This window comes from Marinobacterium mangrovicola (genome assembly GCF_004339595.1).
Classification (GTDB): Bacteria; Pseudomonadota; Gammaproteobacteria; order Pseudomonadales; family Balneatricaceae; genus Marinobacterium_D; species Marinobacterium_D mangrovicola.
The window spans coordinates 81720-103646 of sequence record NZ_SMFU01000013.1 but is presented as its reverse complement, the minus strand read 5'-3'; the positions used below and the strand labels follow the sequence as shown (position 1 = coordinate 103646).

Annotated in this window: 22 protein-coding genes and 1 other RNA gene; 13 read left to right on the top strand and 10 right to left on the bottom strand. The window is 50.1% G+C overall.

Annotation, left to right across the window (positions count from 1 at the left end):
• Positions 1 to 31: 31 nt before the first annotated feature.
• From zapE to CLV83_RS20110, 8 genes are all read left to right on the top strand, one after another.
• Complete coding sequence (gene zapE / locus CLV83_RS20145; RefSeq protein WP_132296983.1) at positions 32 to 1141, top strand: cell division protein ZapE; 1110 nt, start codon at positions 32 to 34, stop codon at positions 1139 to 1141.
• Between the two features lie 192 nt (positions 1142 to 1333).
• Entirely contained in the window at positions 1334 to 1765 is a 432-nt protein-coding gene (gene rplM / locus CLV83_RS20140; RefSeq protein ID WP_104004237.1) for a 50S ribosomal protein L13, read from the top strand.
• A 13-nt stretch (positions 1766 to 1778) separates the two neighbouring features.
• On the top strand, positions 1779 to 2171 hold the full coding sequence (gene rpsI, locus CLV83_RS20135; RefSeq protein ID WP_132296980.1) for a 30S ribosomal protein S9: 393 nt from the start codon (positions 1779 to 1781) through the stop codon (positions 2169 to 2171).
• A gap of 283 nt (positions 2172 to 2454) precedes the next feature.
• Positions 2455 to 3051: a ubiquinol-cytochrome c reductase iron-sulfur subunit gene (petA, locus tag CLV83_RS20130; RefSeq protein ID WP_132296977.1), complete on the top strand. Its 597-nt coding sequence runs from the start codon at positions 2455 to 2457 to the stop codon at positions 3049 to 3051.
• Positions 3051 to 4307 carry a cytochrome b gene (locus tag CLV83_RS20125; protein WP_132296974.1) on the top strand — a complete coding sequence of 419 codons (1257 nt, stop codon included), beginning with the start codon at positions 3051 to 3053 and terminating at the stop codon, positions 4305 to 4307. The genes petA and CLV83_RS20125 overlap by 1 nt, the downstream gene beginning before the upstream one ends.
• Positions 4307 to 5080: a cytochrome c1 gene (locus CLV83_RS20120; protein WP_132296971.1), complete on the top strand. Its 774-nt coding sequence runs from the start codon at positions 4307 to 4309 to the stop codon at positions 5078 to 5080. The genes CLV83_RS20125 and CLV83_RS20120 overlap by 1 nt, the downstream gene beginning before the upstream one ends.
• Positions 5081 to 5178: 98 nt before the next feature.
• A complete protein-coding gene (gene sspA, locus CLV83_RS20115) occupies positions 5179 to 5811 on the top strand; it encodes a stringent starvation protein SspA (protein WP_132296968.1) in 633 nt (210 codons plus the stop codon).
• A gap of 82 nt (positions 5812 to 5893) precedes the next feature.
• Positions 5894 to 6310 carry a ClpXP protease specificity-enhancing factor gene (locus CLV83_RS20110; RefSeq protein ID WP_132296965.1) on the top strand — a complete coding sequence of 139 codons (417 nt, stop codon included), beginning with the start codon at positions 5894 to 5896 and terminating at the stop codon, positions 6308 to 6310.
• 15 nt (positions 6311 to 6325) lie between these two features.
• Here CLV83_RS20110 and CLV83_RS20105 read toward each other — a convergent pair whose 3' ends face one another.
• Genes CLV83_RS20105 through CLV83_RS20090 form a run of 4 tightly spaced genes read right to left on the bottom strand, consistent with a single transcriptional unit; the run spans position 6326 to position 9708 of the window.
• The gene (locus CLV83_RS20105; RefSeq protein WP_132296961.1) at positions 6326 to 6901 is read right to left on the bottom strand and encodes a BON domain-containing protein; all 576 of its coding nucleotides are present in this window, start codon (positions 6899 to 6901) and stop codon (positions 6326 to 6328) included.
• 2 nt (positions 6902 to 6903) lie between these two features.
• Positions 6904 to 7491: an SIS domain-containing protein gene (locus tag CLV83_RS20100; RefSeq protein WP_104004229.1), complete on the bottom strand. Its 588-nt coding sequence runs from the start codon at positions 7489 to 7491 to the stop codon at positions 6904 to 6906.
• Between the two features lie 19 nt (positions 7492 to 7510).
• A complete protein-coding gene (locus CLV83_RS20095; protein WP_132296958.1) occupies positions 7511 to 7870 on the bottom strand; it encodes a YraN family protein in 360 nt (119 codons plus the stop codon).
• 11 nt (positions 7871 to 7881) lie between these two features.
• A complete protein-coding gene (locus tag CLV83_RS20090; protein ID WP_132296955.1) occupies positions 7882 to 9708 on the bottom strand; it encodes a penicillin-binding protein activator in 1827 nt (608 codons plus the stop codon).
• A gap of 34 nt (positions 9709 to 9742) precedes the next feature.
• Here CLV83_RS20090 and rsmI point away from each other — a divergent pair, with 34 nt between their 5' ends.
• The 3 genes from rsmI (at position 9743) to CLV83_RS20075 (ending at position 12495) form a co-directional block, all read left to right on the top strand.
• The gene (rsmI, locus tag CLV83_RS20085; protein ID WP_132296952.1) at positions 9743 to 10573 is read left to right on the top strand and encodes a 16S rRNA (cytidine(1402)-2'-O)-methyltransferase; all 831 of its coding nucleotides are present in this window, start codon (positions 9743 to 9745) and stop codon (positions 10571 to 10573) included.
• 72 nt (positions 10574 to 10645) lie between these two features.
• An RNA gene (gene rnpB / locus CLV83_RS20080) (RNase P RNA component class A) lies at positions 10646 to 11000 on the top strand.
• A gap of 73 nt (positions 11001 to 11073) precedes the next feature.
• Entirely contained in the window at positions 11074 to 12495 is a 1422-nt protein-coding gene (locus CLV83_RS20075; RefSeq protein ID WP_132296950.1) for a site-specific integrase, read from the top strand.
• A gap of 189 nt (positions 12496 to 12684) precedes the next feature.
• On the opposite strand, the gene CLV83_RS20070 is transcribed toward CLV83_RS20075, so the two are convergent.
• The 5 genes from CLV83_RS20070 to CLV83_RS20050 form a co-directional block, all read right to left on the bottom strand.
• The gene (locus tag CLV83_RS20070; protein WP_132296948.1) at positions 12685 to 13707 is read right to left on the bottom strand and encodes a hypothetical protein; all 1023 of its coding nucleotides are present in this window, start codon (positions 13705 to 13707) and stop codon (positions 12685 to 12687) included.
• A 183-nt stretch (positions 13708 to 13890) separates the two neighbouring features.
• Entirely contained in the window at positions 13891 to 15942 is a 2052-nt protein-coding gene (locus tag CLV83_RS20065) for a DEAD/DEAH box helicase family protein (RefSeq protein ID WP_132296946.1), read from the bottom strand.
• A gap of 174 nt (positions 15943 to 16116) precedes the next feature.
• Positions 16117 to 16692 (bottom strand): recombinase family protein, encoded by a 576-nt coding sequence (locus CLV83_RS20060; protein ID WP_132296944.1) that lies wholly within the window; start codon positions 16690 to 16692, stop codon positions 16117 to 16119.
• 695 nt (positions 16693 to 17387) lie between these two features.
• Entirely contained in the window at positions 17388 to 17975 is a 588-nt protein-coding gene (locus tag CLV83_RS20055) for a hypothetical protein (RefSeq protein ID WP_165900368.1), read from the bottom strand.
• Between the two features lie 67 nt (positions 17976 to 18042).
• Positions 18043 to 18948, bottom strand: a complete 906-nt coding sequence (locus tag CLV83_RS20050) for an HNH endonuclease (protein ID WP_165900367.1) — start codon at positions 18946 to 18948, stop codon at positions 18043 to 18045.
• A 455-nt stretch (positions 18949 to 19403) separates the two neighbouring features.
• Here CLV83_RS20050 and CLV83_RS20045 point away from each other — a divergent pair, with 455 nt between their 5' ends.
• Complete coding sequence (locus tag CLV83_RS20045; RefSeq protein WP_132296938.1) at positions 19404 to 20129, top strand: hypothetical protein; 726 nt, start codon at positions 19404 to 19406, stop codon at positions 20127 to 20129.
• A gap of 88 nt (positions 20130 to 20217) precedes the next feature.
• On the opposite strand, the gene CLV83_RS20040 is transcribed toward CLV83_RS20045, so the two are convergent.
• The gene (locus tag CLV83_RS20040; protein ID WP_132296936.1) at positions 20218 to 21051 is read right to left on the bottom strand and encodes a tetratricopeptide repeat protein; all 834 of its coding nucleotides are present in this window, start codon (positions 21049 to 21051) and stop codon (positions 20218 to 20220) included.
• Positions 21052 to 21455: 404 nt separating this feature from the next.
• On the opposite strand from CLV83_RS20040, the gene mraZ reads away from it, so the two are divergent.
• On the top strand, positions 21456 to 21911 hold the full coding sequence (mraZ, locus tag CLV83_RS20035; protein WP_132296934.1) for a division/cell wall cluster transcriptional repressor MraZ: 456 nt from the start codon (positions 21456 to 21458) through the stop codon (positions 21909 to 21911).
• Positions 21912 to 21927: the final 16 nt, after the last annotated feature.

Here is a 21927-nt window from a genome sequence, read left to right as displayed (position 1 = left end):
GCTGCAATCTATGTCGGGAGAAAGCGTCTAAATGACACCACTGGAGCGTTATAAACAGGACCTGCAACGGGATGATTTTGCCTACGATCCGACCCAGGAGATGGCGGTGGGGCATCTGCAGCGTCTGTATGACGATCTTGTGGCGGCGGAGAATGCACCTCAGCCCGGGTTGATGCAGCGCCTGAGTGGCAAACTGCGCGGCGCCAAGGTGGAACCGGTTCAGGGTTTGTATTTCTGGGGCGGGGTGGGTCGAGGTAAGACCTATCTGATGGACACCTTCTATGACAGTCTGCCGTTCGAACGCAAGATGCGTACGCACTTTCACCGCTTCATGCAGCGAGTGCATCAGGAGTTGCGTGCGCTGGATGGCACCAAGAACCCGCTGGTAGCGATCGCGAAAAAGTACTCCGAAGAAGCGCGCATTATCTGCTTTGATGAATTCTTCGTATCCGATATTACCGATGCGATGATCCTCGGTGGTCTGATGGAAGAGCTCTTTGGTAATGGAGTTTCCCTTGTGGCAACTTCCAATATCGTTCCGGACGGCCTCTATAAAGACGGACTTCAGCGCGCGCGCTTCCTGCCGGCCATCGATCTGCTGAACAAGTATACCGATGTGGTTAATGTGGATGGCGGCGTTGATTATCGTCTGCGTACTCTGGAGCAGGCGGAGCTGTATCACTGGCCGCTCGATGCCGGTGCTGACGAAAGTTTGGAGAAAAGCTTCCGTGGGTTGGCGTCAGACTGTGAGCAGATCGTAGAAGGTGAGATGATCGAGGTGAACGGTCGTGGTATTCCGAGTCGCAGGGCCTGTGAGGATGTGGTCTGGTTTGATTTTAAAGCGCTCTGCGAAGGGCCGCGGTCCCAGAATGACTATATTGAACTGGCGAAAATGTTTCATGCAGTGATCTTGAGCAATGTGCCGCAGCTGGGGCGCTCCAATGACGATGCTGCGCGCCGCTTTATTAATATGGTCGATGAGTTCTACGACAGTGGTGTGAAGCTGATTATTTCAGCTGCGGTTTCGATCGAGCAGATTTACACCGAAGGGCGTCTGGAATTTGAGATTCAGCGTACCCAGAGCCGTCTGCTGGAGATGCAATCACATGAGTACCTGGTGCGTGAACATCGCGCTGGATGACCTGTGGATTCAGTGATATTTGCGCTGGATTTCGCAATATGACTTGTCTATAATTCGCGCTCCTCTGCAAGGGGTAGAGGATAGTGTACGTTGTCGCAGGCGCCTGGCGTGGGCGACAACCAATAACTATAAGGTAAGTCGGAAAGCGAACTTGATTCGGTTTCGAGGCTTAAAGGTTCAAGGTATAGATCAATGAGCACAACTGTTAGCGCTAAGCCAGCCGAAGTAAAACGCGACTGGTACGTTGTTGACGCCGAGGGCAAAACCCTGGGTCGTCTGGCGACTGAAATCGCACGTCGTCTGCGTGGCAAGCATAAGCCGGAATACACTCCGCACGTTGATACCGGCGATTACATCGTTGTTGTTAACGCTGAGAAGGTACACGTTACCGGTAACAAGCGTAACGCCAAGATGTACTACCGTCACTCCGGTTTTCCGGGTGGTCTGAAGGAAGCCAACTTCAACAAGATGGTTGATACCTTCCCTGAGCGTACTATCGAGCTGGCCGTTAAAGGCATGCTGCCGAAGGGTCCGCTGGGTCGTGCCATGTACACCAAGCTGAAAGTGTACGCTGGTGCTGCGCATCCGCATCAGGCACAGCAGCCGAAAGAACTGAACATCTAAGGGAAGGCGAATAATGGCTACTACTCAGTACTACGGCACTGGCCGTCGCAAAACCTCTACCGCACGCGTCTTCCTGCGTCCGGGTACAGGCAAAATCACTATCAATCAGCGCTCACTTGAGCAGTACTTCGGCCGTGAAACCGCGCGCATGATCGTCATGCAGCCGCTGGAACTGACCGAAACTGTTGAGAAGTTTGACGTTTACATCACTGTTGCTGGTGGTGGCGGTAACGGTCAGGCTGGTGCTATCCGTCACGGTATCACCCGTGCGCTGATGGACTACGACGAAGCTCTGCGTCCGACTCTGCGTCAGGCGGGTTACGTTACCCGTGACGCTCGTGCAGTTGAACGTAAGAAAGTCGGTCTGCGTAAAGCGCGTAAGCGTCCTCAGTTCTCCAAGCGTTAATTCGCTGGCTGCGGGCTTCGGTCCGCAGTGTCAGAACATCGAAAAAGCCCGTGGCCATCAGTGGTTGCGGGCTTTTTTGTGTGCATTGTTCCCTCCCCTGTTTCAGGTCAGTAAACAGTTGATATTTGGTCGCATGGGGCCTTTTTACCTTGTATCTATAGGGTAATTTAATTACCATTTGCGCCATTTGAAAAATCCTGATTTAGTGATTTTCATGACTGAAAAGGCGGCTGATCTTTTGTGTGTGCGAAAGCAGTTCGTCGATTGAGGGGAGATGAAGTTAATGAGCAATGACGGCGTGAATAAGGGTCGGCGCCGGCTCCTGATTGGAGCTACCTCTGCCGTAGGGGCAGTGGGTGCCGTTGGAGCTGCTGTCCCGTTCGTGGCTTCCTGGAATCCGAGTGCCAAGGCGAAAGCTGCCGGTGCACCTGCAAAGGCGGATATCAGTAAGCTGGAACCGGGTCAGCAGATGATTGTAGAGTGGCGCGGTAAGCCTGTGTGGGTTGTTCGTCGCGGACCGGATGCGCTGGCAAATCTGGAAAAGATGAACGACCGTCTCGCGGATCCGACCTCCGAAAAGCCGCAGCAGCCTGATTACATCCCGAATACCCCGGCCCGTGCGATTCGCCCGGAGATCGCGGTAATGGTGGGTATCTGTACCCATCTGGGTTGTTCTCCGACCTACCGTCCGGAAGTGGCGCCGGAAGATCTTGGTCCCGAATGGCTGGGTGGTTTCTTCTGCCCCTGTCACGGCTCCAAGTTTGACCTTTCCGGTCGCGTCTTCAAGGGTGTGCCTGCACCGACCAATCTGGTGATTCCGCCGCACATGTACGAAGACGATAACACGCTCGTTGTTGGTGTCGATCAGGAGGCAGGATAATGGCTGGTTCTCGCAACAAAGGTAATCCCGGCCTGATGGGCTGGATCGACGACCGCTTCCCGGCTACGGCCATGTGGGAAGATCATCTCTCCAAATATTACGCACCGAAGAACTTCAACTTCTGGTACTTCTTTGGTTCGTTGGCGCTGCTCGTTCTCGTTAACCAGATTCTGACCGGTATCTGGCTGACCATGAGCTACAACCCCAGTGCCGAAGGCGCTTTCGCGTCTGTCGAATACATCATGCGTGATGTGGAATACGGCTGGATACTTCGTTATCTGCACTCCACCGGCGCATCTGCGTTCTTCGTTGTTGTTTATCTGCACATGTTCCGCGGCATGCTTTACGGCTCTTACCGTAAGCCGCGTGAGCTGGTGTGGATCTTCGGTATGACCATCTACCTGGCGCTGATGGCGGAAGCCTTCATGGGCTACCTTCTGCCCTGGGGGCAGATGTCTTACTGGGGTGCCCAGGTAATCGTTTCCCTGTTCGGTGCGATTCCGGTAATCGGTCCGGATCTGCAGCAGTGGATCCGTGGTGACTATCTGATATCAGGTATCACGCTGAACCGCTTCTTCGCGCTGCACGTTATTGCGCTGCCGATCGTCATTCTGGCGCTGGTTGTGCTGCACATCATCGCGCTGCATGAAGTGGGTTCCAACAACCCGGACGGCGTTGAAATCAAGGATAAGAAAGACGCAAACGGCGTACCGCTGGATGGCATTCCGTTCCACCCGTACTACACCGTCAAAGATATCGTTGGTGTCGTCGTCTTCCTGTTCGTTTTCTGTACCGTTGTCTTCTGGTTCCCGGAAGGTGGTGGTTACTTCCTCGAGAAGCCGAACTTCGAGCCGGCTAACCCGTTGAAGACGCCTGATCACATCGCACCTGTCTGGTACTTCACTCCGTTCTACGCAATGCTGCGTGCGGTAACCTACCCGCTGTTCGGTGTGGATGCGAAGTTCTGGGGCGTAGTCGTCATGGGTGCGGCAATCGCTATCCTGTTTGTGCTGCCCTGGCTGGATCGTAGCCCGGTTAAGTCGATTCGCTACAAAGGCATGCTGAGCAAGCTGTGGCTGCTTATCTTCGCTGTGAGCTTCGTTATCCTGGGTGTGTTGGGCGCGCTGCCTTCTACTCCGGGACGCACCATGGTGTCTCAGATCTGTACCGTACTGTACTTCGCGTTCTTCATCCTGATGCCGTTCTACACAAGGATGGAAAAAACTAAACCGGTACCGGAGAGGGTTACAGGATAATGAAAAAGTATCTTATTGCTCTGATGATGGTGCTGGCCCCGGTTACGGCCAGCGCTGCAGGCGGCGCCGGTGTGCCGCTGGATGAGATGAATGTCGACCTGACAAACAAGGCTTCGCTGCAGCGTGGTATGGCTGCGTTCGTCAACAACTGCATGGGCTGCCACTCGGCTCAGTATCAGCGTTTCGAACGCGCTGCTTCTGATCTGGAGATGCCGAACGAGCTGGTTGTGGAAAACCTGATCTTCGATTCCAACAAAAAGGTTGGTGATCAGATGACCATCGCCATGCCGAAAGAAGATGCTCAGAACTGGTTTGGTAATCCTCCGCCGGATCTGACTCTGGAAGCGCGTCTGCGTGGTCCGGACTGGGTTTATACCTACCTGCGCAGCTTCTACAAGGACGAGTCCCGTCCTTGGGGTGTGAACAACACGGTATTCCCTGATGTGGGTATGCCGAACGTTCTCGAGCACCTGCAGGGTACTGTGGTTAACCACTGTACTCCGGAAGAGCTGCACGCTGGCGGTCATGAGAAGGTTGACCCGCTGACCGGTACTCGAATCGGCGGCTGCATGTCAGTCGAGCCGGAGACCGGTTCCATGAGCGAAGATGAATTTGACCGTTACGTTTACGACCTGGTCAACTTCATGGCTTACATGGCTGAGCCTTCGAAGATGGTCTCTGGTAAGATTGGTACTTACGTACTGATTTTCCTGGCGATCCTGTTCGTGTTCGCTTTTGCTCTGAAGAAAGAGTACTGGAAAGACGTTCACTAAACACTCGGGTGGTAAGTGAACACAGAAACTACGCGGTCTTCGGGCCGCGTAGATTTTTTGTTTAAGCATCCGACTTAAATTTTATGGGGATATAGTAGATGGGCGTAGTGGCTAAGCGTTCTTCCATGACCTTTTACTCGAATGGCGATGATCATTACAGCCATCGTGTGCGCATTGTCCTGGCTGAGAAAGGGGTCGCAGTGGACATCGTGGACTGCAAGGAGAGCGACCTGCCGGAAGATGTTGCGGCGATGAACCCGTATAACAGCTTGCCGACACTGCTGGATCGTGAGCTGGTGCTCTACGAACCGAACGTGATGATGGAATACCTCGACGAGCGTTTTCCGCATCCGCCGCTGCTGCCGGTTTACCCCGTTGCACGTGCGGAGAGCAGACTGTTTGTTCACCGTATCCAGAAGGACTGGTGTGATCAGGCTGATGTGATCCTTGCGGGTAAGGGATCCGATGCTGAGATCGAAAAAGCGCGCAAAGAGTTGCGTGATGGTCTGGTCGCAGTATCGCCGATTTTTGCTGAAAAGCCGTTCTTTATGAGCGACGAGTTCAGCCTGGTAGATTGCTGTATCGCTCCGCTGCTTTGGCGTTTGCCTGTCATGGGTATCGAGCTGCCGGAAGCGCAGTGCAAACCGCTGATCGCTTACATGGATCGGTTGTTTGAGCGTGAATCCTTCCAGGCCAGCCTGTCTGACGCTGAACGCGAGATGCGTGACTGAGTTAGCGGGTGCCTGAACCCGAGTTTACGAAAAGGGATGAAGTGGTGCTTCATCCCTTTTTTGTTATTGAAAGGAGGTAGAAATGTCCGTTTCGCCGAGCAGGCCATACCTGCTGCGTGGATTGTTTGAATGGCTTAACGACAATGAGCTGACGCCGCATATCGTCGTGGATGCAGGTCTTCCCGGTGTGATTGTGCCGCTTGATTATGTGCAGGATGGTCAGATCACGCTGAATATTTCGCCGGGGGCTGTGCGTAACCTGTTGCTGGATAATGTGGGCGTAAGCTTTAATGCCCGCTTTGGTGGCGTGCCGATGGATGTGTTTGTGCCTATCGAGGCTGTGTTGGCTATCTATGCTCGAGAGAATGGGCAGGGGATGGGTTTTGGCATGGAGCCTGGTGCCGATGTACTGGCTGCAGCAAAAAATCAGCCAGACCCGGAACCGCCCGAACCGGGTCCGGGCGGTGGTGGTCGGCCGTCTTTGCGTGTCGTGAAATAAACGCTAGATAAAAGCTCAGTCGATATATTCGAAGACTTTTACGATCTTGCGGACGCCGGTGACGCTGCGAACAACGGCTACGGCGGTGTCCGCTTCATTGCGGCTGACCAGGCCCATCAGGAAAACCGTACCGTTCTCCGTAACCACCTTGATGCGGCTGCCAGGGACGTTGGCGTCGGTCAGTAGCTGAAGTTTGACGCGGCTGGTCAGATAAACGTCATTGGTGCGAACGATGGCGGAAGTGGGGCCGGCAATTTCCAGTTCATTATGGATCTTGCGCACTTCCCTGACGCCGGCGGCAACGGTTTCAGCTTCACGACTGATGTTCTGGTCGGGGACCTGGCCGCTAAGCAGTACCTGTCCGTTGAAGCTGGTCACGTTCACATGGGACTGCGACAGCGCGGCGGATCCCTTGCTGATATTGACCAGAACCTTGGTCTCGATCATTTCATCCTCGACGTAGTTGCCGAAGGTGCGGCTGCCTCTCTCTTCTTCGATCGGCCCTTCACGGGTGGCGCTAACGATGCTTGCGCAGCCGTTTAGCAGCGCGGTTCCCATTAGCAGTGAAAGAGCTACAGCGGATCGTTTCATTATCAGGCTCCGAATAGTTGGTAGTCGATCAAATCGCACAAGCAGTGCAGAACGAGTAGTTGAGTATGGTAAACGAGTGACTCGTCATCACTCGGAACGCAGATCTCGATTTCGTCCCGTGCCAGCAGGGCGGTCATGTTGCCACCATCGCCGCCTGTCAGTGCAATGACCAGCATCTCGCGGTCGTGTGCCGCCTGAATGGCTTGAACCATACTGGTGCCACGCCCGTCAGGCGAGATTGCCAGCAGAATGTCGCCGGGCTGTCCCAGGGCGCGTATCTGTTTGGCATAAACTTCCGCAAAGCTGCTGTCTTCTGTAATGGCGCTCATGGCAGCGCTGTCAGCATTAAGTGCCAGTGCCGGAAGGCCTGGGCGCTCATGTCTGAAGCGGCTTAACAGCAGTGACGAAAAATGCTGGGCCAGGGCTCCGGCGCCGCCGTTGCCGACACAGAGAATCTTGCTCTCGTTGACCAGGCTGTGCAGGAGAAGTTCACTGGCTTCCGCAATCAGCGGGGTGTAGTGCTCAATGGTCTGGGCGTTAATTTCCATTGAGTTGTGAAACTGGCTGACGATGCGGTCTTCTAGTTCCATTCGCTCTTGTATCCGGTAGTCATGGGCGGAAGGCGTCTTTATACCATATCGGGGGCTCTCGAGCCGAACCGGATTCAAAGGCGATTACATCGAACCGGCAGGGTCGTGAGCTCCATTCGGGGTGCTGTTGCAGTAGCAGTTGTGCGGTCTGAATCAGTTTTCGCTGCTTGATACTGTCCACAGATTGGGCTGCACCGCCGAAGTGGCGGGAAGAGCGCTGACGGACCTCAATGAAAACGATGGTTTCGCCTTCGTTCATCACCAGGTCGATCTCGCCCATGCGGCAGCCTGCGTTTCTTAGCAGGCTGCGCAGTCCCTGTTTTTTAAGGAATATCTCGGCGGCCTTTTCGGCATCCTTGCCCTTGGCTTTGCGATCCATCGCGGCTCCGGTTATTCGCTGGTTGGTATCGTCTGCTGTGGTTGCTCCGGCAGTGAAGGTGTTTGAAGCACGGGGACGCCGTCGTTAAACCTGGCCCAGGGCAGGGTGCGTTTAACACGCCCCTGGTTATCCAGGCGCAACAGGCCGGTTTCGCCCTCAACGAAGGCGCTCGGGTTTTGGCTCAACCCGGTCAGGTACGGATAGAGCTTGTAGGCGTCAATGCCGAGAGCATAGAGTCGGCCGAAACGATTTTCGGTGTCGTTGCGGGTCTGCTGCAGCGCCCGGTGTGCTTCGCTGGCCGGCTCCAGTACCCAGGGTAGATCTAGGAAGTTGATGCCGTTCAGGTCCACATCGCGGGTTGAGTCTGGAGTGCCTTCGTAAATATGGGAGGTGGCATAGACCGGAATATCGCCAGCAAAGTGGAAGGCGAGCATCGGTTTAATCTGCCTTGCATCCTGGGGTAGAGCGGTCATCACGATGGCGTCGATATCGCTGCGCGGGGTCTCATTAAAATCAACGCTCTGGCCGATGGTGCGGCGTACCTGCTGGGCGCGTGCCTGGCTCTGGTTGGTCAGTAGCAGCTGGCTTATCTGGCTGGACAGCTCGTTGCTGCCGGTATAATCGAGGCGGGCGGTAACCTGGCCGCCGAGGGCGTTGAAAGCCTGTTCGAAGCTGGAGGCTAGATGCTGCCCCCATTCGGCGGCAGGGATGATCAGAGCGGCGCGTCGGTGGCCATCTTGCCAGGCTTTTTGCGCAACCAGCTGGGCTTCCTGCTCGGAGGAGAGGTCAAGCTGGTACAGGCTTGAGTTCTGAGGGCCTCTGTTAAGTGCGAGTACCGGTACTGGAAAGTTGTTGATGCTGCCAAGCTGGGCGACATAGTCCTGGGACAGCGGCCCGATAATCAGATCAAGTTGCTGTTGCTGCGCAAGGCTGGCCAGCTGCGCCGGGGTTGATACCCGGGTGCTGTCGATAGAGATGATTTCGGGCTGCGCCATGCCTGAGTTGGAGGTCATCATCGCGCTGTAAAAGCCTTCGCTGATAGCCCGGGCAGGCTCCGCCAGTTGGCCGCTCAGTGGCAGCAGCAGGCCGATTCGGCTTACATCCATAATTTCCACCCGCTTCGACTGCAGGCCCTGCGGGGGCAGGGTGTAGGCGGGATGGTTTTGCCACAGGGTCTGCCATTCGGTCATGGCGCTGCTGCCCTGGGTGATGTCACCGGTTTGGGTAGCAGCGAGAGCCAATTCAAACCAGCCCTGCTCGTAGAAGTCGTTGTGCGGATCTGTGGCGGCCTGACGCAGTGTGGAGATCGGTGTCTGCTTTAGCAGGCTCCAAATCTGATCATGCGTGGCCTGTGTCTGTTCTGAAGTCTGCTGCAGTTGCGCGATCGCGATCAGCTCACGTGCTGCATCAATGGGCTGGTTCTGAAGGCTGAATGCTTCAGCTCGCATGGAGCCCAGTGTCGATTGCTGCGGCTGTGACAGGCTGGGCAGGGCGCGGGTGTCGAGTACGCGCAGGGCGCGGTCGCTGTCGTTATCCCTCAAGGCTTCATCAGCACGCAGTCGCGCAATATCGAACGCCAGGCTTGGGGGCAGGTTTTTGGTATCGATGCCTTCCAGTAGAGAAAGCGCGCGTTTGGTTTCGCCCTGGCGCATCAGCGACTGTGCAGCCTGCAGGCGCAACTGGGCGGCTTCGATGGGGGGAGCGCTGTCCGCTCTGGCCAGTATTTGCTCTATTTCCCCTCCTTGGGACGATGTACGGCTGGTAGATATCGGGCCAGCGCAGGCGCTTAGCAAAGATATCAACAGGATACAAAGAGGCAGTCTGGTTTTATTCGTCATATACTCGGACACCCGGAAGTATGGATGGATAACGATGTCGGAACCTGTTCTCTATATAGTCGCGACACCTATCGGCAACCTTGGCGATATTTCTTCGCGTGCGCTTGAGGTACTGGCGAGTGCTGACCTGGTCGCAGCCGAAGATACCCGCCACAGTGGTCGGTTGCTCGCGCACTTTAACATTAAAGCGGAGATGATATCAGTTCACGATCATAACGAGCGTCAACGCGCTGAACTGATCATTCAGCACCTGCAGAACGGGGCGCAGGTTGTGCTGGTTTCCGATGCGGGTACGCCGCTGATCTCTGATCCAGGCTTTTATCTGGTCAGGGCTGTACGTGAGGCTGGCTTCAAGGTTTCTCCCGTGCCGGGCTGTTGCGCGTTTATTGCTGCGCTCAGTGCTTCGGGGTTGCCGTCGGATCGGTTTCTGTTTGAGGGGTTTCTGCCTGCCAAAAGTGGTGCCCGCCAGCAGCGTCTGTCGCAGCTGAAGGCAGAGGTGCCAACGCTGATTTTTTATGAATCCACACACCGTATTCTTGCCAGTCTTGAGGATATGGCTGCGCAGTTTGGTGTGGAGCGTTATGCCGTAGTGGCGCGGGAACTGACGAAAACCTTTGAAACGATACATGGCGCCAGTCTTGGAGAATTGATCGACTGGATGCGTGCAGACCCGATGCAGCAGAAAGGTGAGTTTGTTGTGCTGGTGCATGGGGCTCCTGAGAAGGAAGCGGTTATCGATCCGGAGGCAGAACGTATAGTGCGCCTGCTTGCCGCAGAGTTGCCGCCGAAAAAAGCCGCAGGTCTGGCCGCCGAAATTACCGGTTTGAAAAAGAATATGCTGTATCAGGTGCTGATCGCTGATTGATTTCGCTGCGGGGCATCGGCTCAGCACTTTCTGTGCTTGCTATCCCCGTGGCGATGTTTATACTCCGCCGCGGGAGTCAGCCAGGCAATCGCTGCTGCGTTCGCGCAGGGGAGGAAAGTCCGGGCTCCGTAGGGCAGGGTGCCAGATAACGTCTGGGCGGCGAAAGCCGACGGAAAGTGCAACAGAAAGTATACCGCCTAAGCGGCCCTAGGGTTGCCGGTAAGGTTGAAATGGTGCGGTAAGAGCGCACCGCGTGGGTGGCAACATTCCACGGCGATGGTAAACCCCACTCGGAGCAAGACCAAATAGGGACCCTTAAGGCGTGGCCCGCGCTGGGTCCGGGTAGGTTGCTGGAGGTCTGTGGTGACGCAGATCCTAGATGAATGATTGTCCACGACAAAACCCGGCTTATCGGCTGACTCCCACTTCTCTCTAACTGATTGTTCTTATTCAGTTATAGGTTTGCTCAGTACCACTGGATCGTCAAGGTGGACTACAGAGTGGACTACATTACCCTTCGAAATCGTATCTATTACCTGCAAGCTAGAGAGCCTAAAGGTCATCCTGTACGTGTCTCATTACGAACGGAGAGCAGATTAGTCGCCAGAATGCTTGTTGGTCGCCTCTTCGGATCAATTTTGGCTTTTCGTTCAGGGCGTCTACGTGGTTCAGAACTTAAGGCTCTAGCCCGCAAAATCGCCGCTGAGCACGAAAAAGCATCTTCAGAGTATGACCATCAAGTCTTGGCAAAAAGTCGCTCAGAACTCTCTGTGCGGCTTGAGGACCGTTGTGAAAAAGATATGACTGTTTTGACTGAGCAGCTTCAGAATGATCCAAGACTGCAGGTTGACGATCTTGGGTTGGTGCACAGTAACCCAGCCAAAGAACTACAAGACAAAGTTGACGTTAGTGGAATAGCGTTCGGAGAGCTAGTTGAGACGTTTCTAAGGTGCAAAGTTGATGATGCGGCTAAGCCTCTGACAGAGAGGCTGCAAAAGGAATACGAGAGGTACATGGACTTCGTGCGCCACGTTAGGCCTGATTTTGCAGATCTACCTATAGACCGTATTACTAGAAAGATGGTCAAGTCAGTCGTGATGGACTATCTGAGGTTACCCAAGCGTAATAAGAATCCGTATAAGCAGCTTTCATGGTTAGAGTTGCTAGAGTACAAGGATGAAAATGAGATCCCTGTTGACGACCTTCAAGCTGGCAAGACTGCAGATAACTTCAGGAAGTGGTTGCAGGGTGTTTTTGCTTATGCAGTTGAGGGGGAGCTTCTATTGGTATCCCCTGTCACGAAACTTAATCTAAACCTAGATCTGGAATCCGGTCGAGGGTACTACAGAGCGAATGAAGCCCTGAAGATTGAGTCTGGTCTTGTGGGTTGGAAAAATGACCAACAGAAGTGGGTGGGGTTGCTGGCGCTATATCACGGGTGTCGTGCTGGTGAGATCACTCAATTGAGGAAACAAGACGTTAAGCGAGATTTAGCGTCAGGGCGTTGGTACATGGTGATCACTGAAGCTGCAGGTTCAACGAAGACCAAGGAGAGCAATAGGCTTGTCCCTATACATAAACGACTGATTGAGCTTGGTTTCATTGACTACGTGGATAATCGTAAGGATGTGTTACTGTTTCCTCGGTGTTATGGTCAAAAGATGACCCGGTGGCTTTATAGGCTTCAGGAAAGCGTGGGCGTTGAGCAGTATGATGATCTAGGTAGAAAACGCGACTTCCATTCATTCAGGCACTCTGTTGTCACTCTATTGCGTAGGGTAAAAGGAATTAATGAAGTTGCTATTCAAGCAGTGGTTGGCCATAGACGTACTAATATGGGAATTACTGATATCTACACTCATGGGTTTGAAGTCAAGGATCTGGTTCAAGTAGTAGATGTGTTGGATTTTAAATCATTATAAGAGTCAAATATGTCAGACTCGTACTCCTGGTAGTGAAAACGAGTAAGTCACTATTAAAACGAAAGGAAAAGATCTTGAGGCTATGTTGTGAGGGGGGTAAGGGTAGTCCACAGTAATTAAATTTGCTTTTTTATAAAAGGTCGTCAGGCTAGGTGGTACGCCCAATAAGGGGAAAAATTGTTTTTATATTTAAGTTTGTTTTAATAGCTCTTTGTAAGAGTTAGAAATAAGGCTGATAATATCGTCATATATTTCTTTAAATAAAATTTCCAGATAAAATGAGTTATCAAAAGTGATTTTTTTGATGGGTTTGTCTGGGTTGTCAGGAAGTATGACTTTATGAGTTGACGGGTAGTGTGACTTATCTATTGCGCTTGGTGACTCTATTTTGTAACTAGACTGTACCCTTAGTGGAATGCTATATCTGTGCTGCAAGCAATTACGCAGACTGCATATGTAATCGTAGCTAAATGTTTTTTTGAATTCAGTAAGGACTATGTGTAAACTTTGATGGTTATCACACAAAAGGTTTCTGCTTATAATCCTATTAAAGCTGGAGTCTCTACTGCTTATTTTTAACCTGCAGGCTAATGCTAGTTCTTGTGAGAAAATGTCTAAAATAGAAGTTAGAGCATTAGAAATAATAAATGCAGACTCTTCAGGGTTTAACTTTCCAGTAGGGATTAGATTGTTAGTAGTTTTATAAGCTTCCCAGCCGCTGAAACCGATTTTATTAATTTCATCTAGCTTTTTTCTTACAATGTTTACTCTAACATTCAAAGCACCATGAATTTGTGCTAATTCCTCTGCTTTGTCATCGTCTAGTTTACTTTTTGCATAAGTTATAAATTCGGTTTCTAAGTGGAAGTTTTTAGAGGATGCATTCGTGTTTTTTAGGATGGCATCACTCATCTTGAGACCAAATACTAACAGAGTTTTATAAAATATTGATTCGCATTTATGGCATTTAAACTCTTTCCCGTTCCTATATTGGTCCCACTTAATGTTATTTAGAATGTGAGTTTCATCACATTTTGGACAAGACATTATTATGTAGTAGTCACCACAGCCATTGCATTTGTGTCCAATGCCTTTATCTTGAGCTAATAGTTTTTGACTTTCTGTACTGACTTTGACAGGTCCGTCACATCTCTCACACCTAAAGTAAACATCCTTGTCGCTTGAGATAAGTGGGGTGATTAGTGAATCCATGCTTTAGGTAACCTATGTCTTAGATATATAAAATTCTTATAGGATGCTATGGTTTTGCATAATAGAACCTTATTGTTAGCGTATCTATCAACACAAATATGACATAGTCCATTCATATCTAATGATTATTTTTCCGGTACATAAGTCCTATATAATATTAATAGGGATATACGTACCGGAAAGTCACTTCTTGGATTTGACCATCATCTTTCCTCTACCGCTTCCACGAAGGCTGATGCCATGCTCCTTGCAGAATGCATGAAGGGTATTGCTATCATCATAGTTGTTTTGAGCATCTTGGATGGACTTCCAAATACGTTTCATTGGACGTTCACTCACAGTTGAGCCTCTTTTGATATCACTTGTTTTGTAGGTTCCATCTGGAAGGGTGACGACATAATTTATAAACATATTGTCGTATTCATCAGTGGGTCTTCCCGTGCGACCTTCGCTGTTATGCTTTAGCCCATCAGACAAAACAAGATTTGAGTCTGTTAATATCTGGATTTCAGGCATGTGTTTTTCAATTTTATTCAGTACATAATTGAAAGAGTTTCGATCACTGGTATTGAGCAGGTAAATATCACTTTTAGAACAATTTCCTTCTTTGTCAATAACAGATCTACATCGAATTCGGTTAATGGCTTGGATGACTTCTGCGGCCAAATCTGAGTGTTTAATTTCAGTGCGCTCAGATTCTATTTCTTCAGCAATATCTGAATGGTTATATTTGCGAATTGCACATAGTCCAGTATCACTAGTTATGTGTAAATTTGTAGTATGTGTTTCAGGTTTGTTGAAAAAACCGATTATGACAATCTTGTTGTAGTCTTTAAAATCGTTCTTACCGGTTAAGTTACCCCAGTGCCCTATTTCAATCCCTGGATGTGTAGGGTATCGATAATCATTTTTTATAATATTTAAAAAATCTCTTATTTTTTTCGCTACGTTTGCATGCGTAACAATTAATATTTTATCTTCTAGCTCATTTTTTGGTTTTCTTTTATCAAATTCTGCAGAAAGAACTTCTAACGCGTATTCTTCCTTGAAAGGAGATAAGTACTCAATTAGCTGATTGAAATGGTCTCTAATATTTTCTAGTGTTGACCATTCATCAAGTTGCTTACGACCTAGGTTATAGATTTGCTCGGACACGTGTAGAGTAACATTTTTATAACGTCTCAATTTGCTTGGTATAGAGACAACGTCAATATTTTTATGTAGTTTATATATCTGGTTTATGTCGGCTGTGGCGTCTAGAATAACCGTATTTTTATCTTGGATATCTATCCAGCTAACAGTGTTTAGTGCCAGCCCATAGAGTCCTTTACTGAAGTAGCAAATATCTTGGGTCTGAATCGCGATAAGAGTATCAATTAATTCCTTAAGCTCAAGAAAATTTGTTGAGCTATCGATCCTCTTAAGAATCTTTGCTTTATCACCAGAGCAGAACGACTTTAGACAGTTTAATGAAGCCAACGGGTTTTTAATTGTTTCAATTTGCTCATTCGATGCGTAAACACCAGAAGAACGAGTTATTTTATTTTCAAGGCTATCCATTAGTTTCATAATGGAGTTCAAGTAATCTTTTTCCTCTTTTAGTTTCTTCTTGTCACTGTCTTGGAGTAGGTTATCAGCTTCGAGTAACTCAGTTATTTTGCTGGTTGCTGTCCGGAAATCATCTAAAGTTATTCTGTGGTCGTTGATTTGACTTATTGACTCGTCAATGATGATGAGTGACCTAGGCTTTTTCCTATATGTATTCAGCTTTTTTAACCTTTCAGAGTCTTGCAGAGCTAAAAGGTACTGTGCGTGCGTTATATAGAGAACTTGGGTGTTTCCGAGAAGAGTATCAGATAAATTGTGATCTGCACTATGGTAGTTAGCTGTGTGAGCTATTTCGCTTTTGTTGATTGAGTCGCAAGCTTGTTCAGCTTCGGCAGTGAAAAAAGTTATTACTAAAACGCCTATATCTTCAAGCTCCTCCAAATCATAAAACTTTCTTAGGTAATGGATGGTTGCCTGAGATTTTCCGGTACCTGTTGGCATGGAAACGACTTTCTTACGGACAGGCTGAGTGCAAGATTGATTGTTTTCTATAGAGTCGTTGTAGGTGTGGAAAAGTGTTTTCCAAGCTTCAATCAATTTTGGTGACGATACGTTGGAGAACTCTTTTGTCCAAACTGCATCAGAAAACTCTTGTGCAAGAGCTGAAGGATCCGGCAAAGAAATCATTTACTACCTCCTTGTATGGTTAGTTAGGGCTCTTGTTGATGCTCAAGTGGCGAGAGCATAAAGTCATTTTGAATTTTATGTGAGTGTGAGCGGTGACTATCAAACAAGAATCAGTAGACAGGGTACCTTTGTAGAACTGTCAGAAAATACCCCCTAGGGGGCCATGCGTCAGGGTTAGGCTGCTTTATTCCAGTGTCGCTTTACAGTGGCAAGGCTGATACCAAGGTGGATAGCTGTTTCAGATTGGCTTAAGCCTTCTTGCTTTGCTTTCTGCACTGCGTTGGTTGTGTCTGTTGCTACAGGCCTCCCTAGTTTTTTACCCTCGCTCTTAGCCCTTTTCAGCCCTTCACGTGTGCGCTCTTTGATTCGGTTTCTCTCAAACTCTGCAAAAGCCGTAAACATCTGTAGGATCAGCTTGCCTTCTGCTGATGCCAAATCTTTAGAGGGTAGATCTAGTGATACAACGCTGATGCCTTTGTCCATTAGCATTGTGATGGTCTGCTGAACGTCAATGTTATCTCTTCCCAGCCTGTCCAACTTCAGCACTACCAAGGTGTCTCCTGATTCCAGCTTGTGATTAACCAAGGTGGAGAATGCCGGTCGTTTCATTGCCTCAACAGATCCTGAGATGGTCTCAGAAACAACGCGTTGCTCTTCTACTTTGTAGCCTGCTGATTCAATTGCGTGAATCTGGTTGGCGGTCGTCTGTTCGTTGGTGCTGACACGGCAGTAAGCGAAGATGCGTGACATGGCGTTGATCCTTGCTGGTATCATCTAATGTGGTGTCATTATTCATTTGGTGTCATTAAGTGTCAACGCTATTTTGTTGACACTACTAGACGAGGGGTTTTTCTGGTGTCATAAAACGAACGATTGATGACCCAAAGCATGAGGCAGGTCCTCCATCGTGTGCTAGGGACCAAGTCACACGTTCGCTTTGGCAATGGTTTGACCATGCTCTGGTATGAATTGAATTGCTCCAGTAGCCTATGGTTTTAGGAAAGCCACAACAAACTTTTAAATGCCACTATCAAGGAAGGTTCATGGCTAAGCCGACTCTTCTGCAGTGCCCACGATGTAGTGCGCGGATTGAACCCGATAAGCTTCGTAGTCATCTTCACGAAGCTCACAGTTCTCTATATGGCTTTAGTCATGTTCAACCGCCTGATGTTAAGTCCAAACCGAAGCCTAGGGTTAAAAGAAGCCTAGGGTTAAAAAAAGAGAAAAGGTAATTCATGAGTTATGCCCGATTTGCGGAGGCGATGGTGGCGTCACCGGGGGTGCTATAAGTGCGATGGGAGCGGTTGGGTAACAAGCCAATAGTGAAAAAATTGTTGCATATTGGCTTGTTGGGCGAAGCTTTAAGTACAAAAACTGTACTCGTATGGTTTCAGCCAAGTTAGAGGGGCTGGAGTGGAATGCTCGATTTGAGCAATGCGAGGAACTCAGCGGTGCTTGTGGCTGAAAGTGTCTTTAGCGAAAGTAATAATGGCAGATAGGCAACATTTTCTGTTTAACGGTTTTTCAGCGGTTAATCGTTCAATGTGCGCGGTGGCAACCTCTGCCGCCTTTCTGCTCATTTCCTCGCACTTCTTTTCTATTGCCGTTGCTCCAGTAAGAAGTCTAACGTTCAGGTTCTGTTTCTGTGGAGTGTTTAGTTCAGCAGATTGAATAACCTCAGCTAAGACTTCACCGTACTTCTCGACCAATGTCATGAGTAATTCTAGGTCGGGACGTAATTCAGGCGCATAAAAGTGCACCAGCATTGCTAAACGGCTGTGGGGGATTCTTTGTCCATCTGACGCAATCCGCTCCCCAAACTGTACTTGCATCAAGGCTTGCCCGCTTATGTCTCTATAACGGTGTGCAAACTCGTCGAGCACTTGTGCCAATTCCTCAAGTTTACTTTGAGTTAGCTTTACTGACTCCCACTTCATCTGTCGCCTGGCGTGAGCGTTTGCAGTAAAGTAGGTGGTGCCTGCTCCGATAACCCCACCAAGCAATGTACCTATAATCCCAATCCAATTATCCATGGCTTTCTCGATTGGCCCTATTCCTTGTAATGAAAGTAGTTGTTTATCTTTAAGATTATGAATATAACTAGTTGATATACAATGCTTCTTTGAATCGTTTAGCCAATGCTTCATTGTCAATTAAGTTTTCATGCTGAAGCCTTAAAGGCTGGTTTTGGAGGTAGGAGTAACTGCTTTTCTCTAAAGAGGGATGTAGGTGGATCTTGAAGGTGTGCGGTTCGATGGTTAGCAAGTGGTTGTCAAACAAACGGTGAATATCGACCCTAAGTAACAGCCCATTGCTTATATGATTAGACTTATTTCCGTCATACGGCATTATGTGTGCTGCTTCGACTATCGCTTCGATTGCCTCACCGGTAACCATACACCTTAAATCATAGTGTTGTATTAGTTCGTTCCTAAAACGCGCTTGTCCGTCTCTTGCTGTCAGAGTAGTTAAGCGTAAACGTTTGTCGCCTTCCAATGTGTACTCTTGAGAGGGTTCAGGTGTGATTGTCGGTCCATGAAGGTCATCGCCATATTCTTCAAAAGAGGATAGGAGGGGGGAGTCTGCTAGGTCTTCATAAGGACGAATGATAGAGTCTATCCCTTCTAAGAACCGAATCTTTGAAAACACCGCATAGGCGTCTTCTTTGTACTGAATCTTCTGCTTTCGGTCAGACCATAGCGATTCTAATTCCTCTAACTCAGCATTCTGAAGAATCTCACCTATTGCTTCTCGGGTTAGGAACTGGACTTCTTGTATTGGCTGGTTATTTCCTTCTTGGTTAGTGGAAACTGCTTCATGAGGCTCTACTGGGCGTTCATGAGTTAGGTGGTGTCCTAGCTTCTCTCGCATGTATTTTTCAATATCAAGAGAAGCTAGGGGGCCATGGCTCTGGCGCGGTGATTTAACAAGCCCCGATTTGGGCTGGTGGTTGAGTGCCATTGTCTCCATTTTTGTTGGCTTCCAACCTCGCTTTTTCCTACTCATACTTGCCCTCCTTGGTCGCAAAAAGCTAGCTGATTTCAGTCTAGAAGAAATCACTCCCGATGCACGCCAGAACCTATTCCACCAACTTTCAGGAGGTTGCATTAGGTTAGCACGCTGATTTGTAAATTCCTTTCCTGTTTGGACTACAAATTGGACTACACTAGCCTCAATTCGAAATGATTTATTAACCGTACTGAGCAAGACCAAATAGGGACCCTTAAGGCGTGGCCCGCGCTGGGTCCGGGTAGGTTGCTGGAGGTCTGTGGTGACGCAGATCCTAGATGAATGATTGTCCACGACAAAACCCGGCTTATCGGCTGACTCCCACTTCTTCCTTCTATATTGTCCTGCAGTTCCTTTGGCTCTTCTTGAGACCTGCTCATTAGCGGGGCCGCTGCGCTAATGTCGATCACTTCATTTGCTAGACTGACCTCAGTTGTTGTTGGGAGGTTGTCATGAAGCTCAAGTCTATGGTCGTCTCGATATTTACTGTTTCCGCACTCTCACTGAGTCCTGTCCTGGTGCAGTCGCTTGCGCCCGTCGATCTGGGGGCTCAGGTATACGCCAAAGGTGGAAACGGTGGCGGTAATGGAGGTGGAAATGGCGGAGGAAATGGCGGAGGAAATGGTAACGCCGGTGGTAATGGAAAAGGCCAGGGTAACGCGGGCGGCCTTGGCGCAAGGGGTTTGGGTGTCGCGACAGAGGGTAAGGGTAATCGGGGGCGCGGTCTGGGTAATAATCGTGGGCAGGTCGCCAGTGCCCTGGGCGCATTGAATGCGGCCCATGCGTCACCCACTGCGCGACTTAATGCGGCGCCCAACTCCCGGGTCGGATTGATCGCGGCTTATGAGCGGGTTGTGGAAGATGGGATCGCGCTGTCCGAACAAGTGGATTCTCTGACCGAAAGGATCGAACAGCTCGAAGATCAACTGGAAACGCTTGAAGAGGGGACTCAGGCCTATGCGGATGTAGAGGCGGAGCTAAGCAGGGCTCGCTCCGATCTGGATGGTGCAACCACTGATGGTTTGAATAACCAGGCGCAGGCCGAAGTGACGGCGTTAGCGGAAGCGGCCAATAAAACCCTGTCACCGAGCGTTGTTGCCGAGGTTAACTCTCTGCTGGGCATAGAATCAGCTGTTGCCGATGAGGTCGCGGATAAAGTGAGTGGCGAAACTCTCTAGCAGGTGTTATTTAACAGAGGGTTGGCTGCCCGCCCGCCCAAAAAAAAATAAAGGAAAGTCGGCTCTGGCTTGGTGAGAGGGCTCGCGTTTATGGGCTGATTGGCTCTTTTACTTTCCGCAGAGCCTCAATCAGGCTATCCAGTGAAAACGCGGTTTTCCTCATGAAGCTGTTTGCCGCGCGTTCTGTGCTGGGTCCCCAGATTCCATCGGGGTAGCCCGCAGGGTGGCCTAATTCGTTTAGGCGTATCTGGGCGTACCTTATGCGGTATTTCTTGTTGAGCGGCAGGTTTCTGAGTGTGCTCTGAGGAGGCGCCTGTCTCTGGCGCTTCTGATCCAGGTTGTTAATTAACTCCGTGGCCCTCAAGCTGCCCAGCTTGCTGGCGCTGCTGAGCCACATCATTCCCAGGTTTTTATTTCTTGGGCTGCCTAAACCGGATAAATAGCTGACTCCGAGCAGATACTGGGCTTCCGGGTATCCGCGCTCGGCAGCCTGGCCGCTCCACTGAACTCCCCAGGCGGGAGCTCTGTCTGTGCCATAACCGTTGAAATAGATTTCACCCAGATAATGCATCGCTTCGCGGTGGTGCTGTTGTGCTGCGGGCTTTAGCCAGTGACGGGCTTCTTCATAATCAACATGGGTTCCGCGGCCCAGGTAATACGCCATGCCCAGCATGTATTGAGCGTTGCTGTGGCCCTGCTCTGCAGCGTCGGTGAAATATCGAAGGCCCATCGTATAGTCTTGCAATACATCGGCGCCGTTGGTGAAGCGCAATCCCATCTGATACTGAGCATCGGCGTCCCCCTGGCTTGCCTTTTCGGCAATATCGCGAGTGGGGGTGGAGGAGCCGATCAAACCGATTTGAGTGCACCCACCCAGCGTTATGAACGCACCGGCTGTGAAAAACAGTGCCAATCGTCGCATAGGTCGTTCACTCCCCAACTTGAATTTTTCTATCGTTCAGTGCCCTGCTAGAAAGCTAGCGAAGCCCTGGTCAAATATCCACACGCGGGCGTGAAGTTTGCCTGCCGGGCGTGTTCGAAGTTGATCTATTTTGGCGATGTGGTTGTTTTTTAAACAGTAATTCTAGGTTCCTTAAAGTCCCGGATTTCGCACTGACGAAACTGCTGCCGATTAGATCGGAACTGCCACTGTTTAAGCGTTCATCCAATCTCTGTTCCGTTTTTGTTACAGCTCAACGCTGAGACCTTTTCCACAGCCTTACTCACCCCAGATAACCTTGATTTGGGTAGTGTTGATACCTATAGTGTCGCATAGTGGTACAAAGTGGGTAAAAGTGGTTAATTTTGGGGTGTCCGGTGGGAATCATGTTCCGCGGAATGAATCCGATCAATCTCGACGGCAAGGGGCGCCTGGCGATCCCTTCGCGCTATCGCGAGTCGATTTCGGATCACTGCGACGGGCGCATGGTTGTGACCATCGATACCGAAACAAAATGCCTGCTGCTTTATCCACAGCCCGAATGGGACAGTATTCAGGAACAACTGGAACAGTTGCCCAGCTATGACCCTGGTGCGCGGCGCGTAAAGCGCCTGCTGATCGGACACGCGACGGATCTGGATATGGATTCGGCTGGCAGGGTGCTGCTGCCGGCGCCTCTGCGAGAATACGCGGTTCTGGAAAAACGCATCGTTTTGCTGGGGCAAGGCAAGAAATTCGAGATCTGGAGTGAGGATCTCTGGAATGCGACCCGGGATACGTATCTGCAGGATGAAGCTGTGGGTGCGGAGCTGCCTGAGGAAGTGAAAACACTATCATTATAAGTAAAGGGCCCGGGCA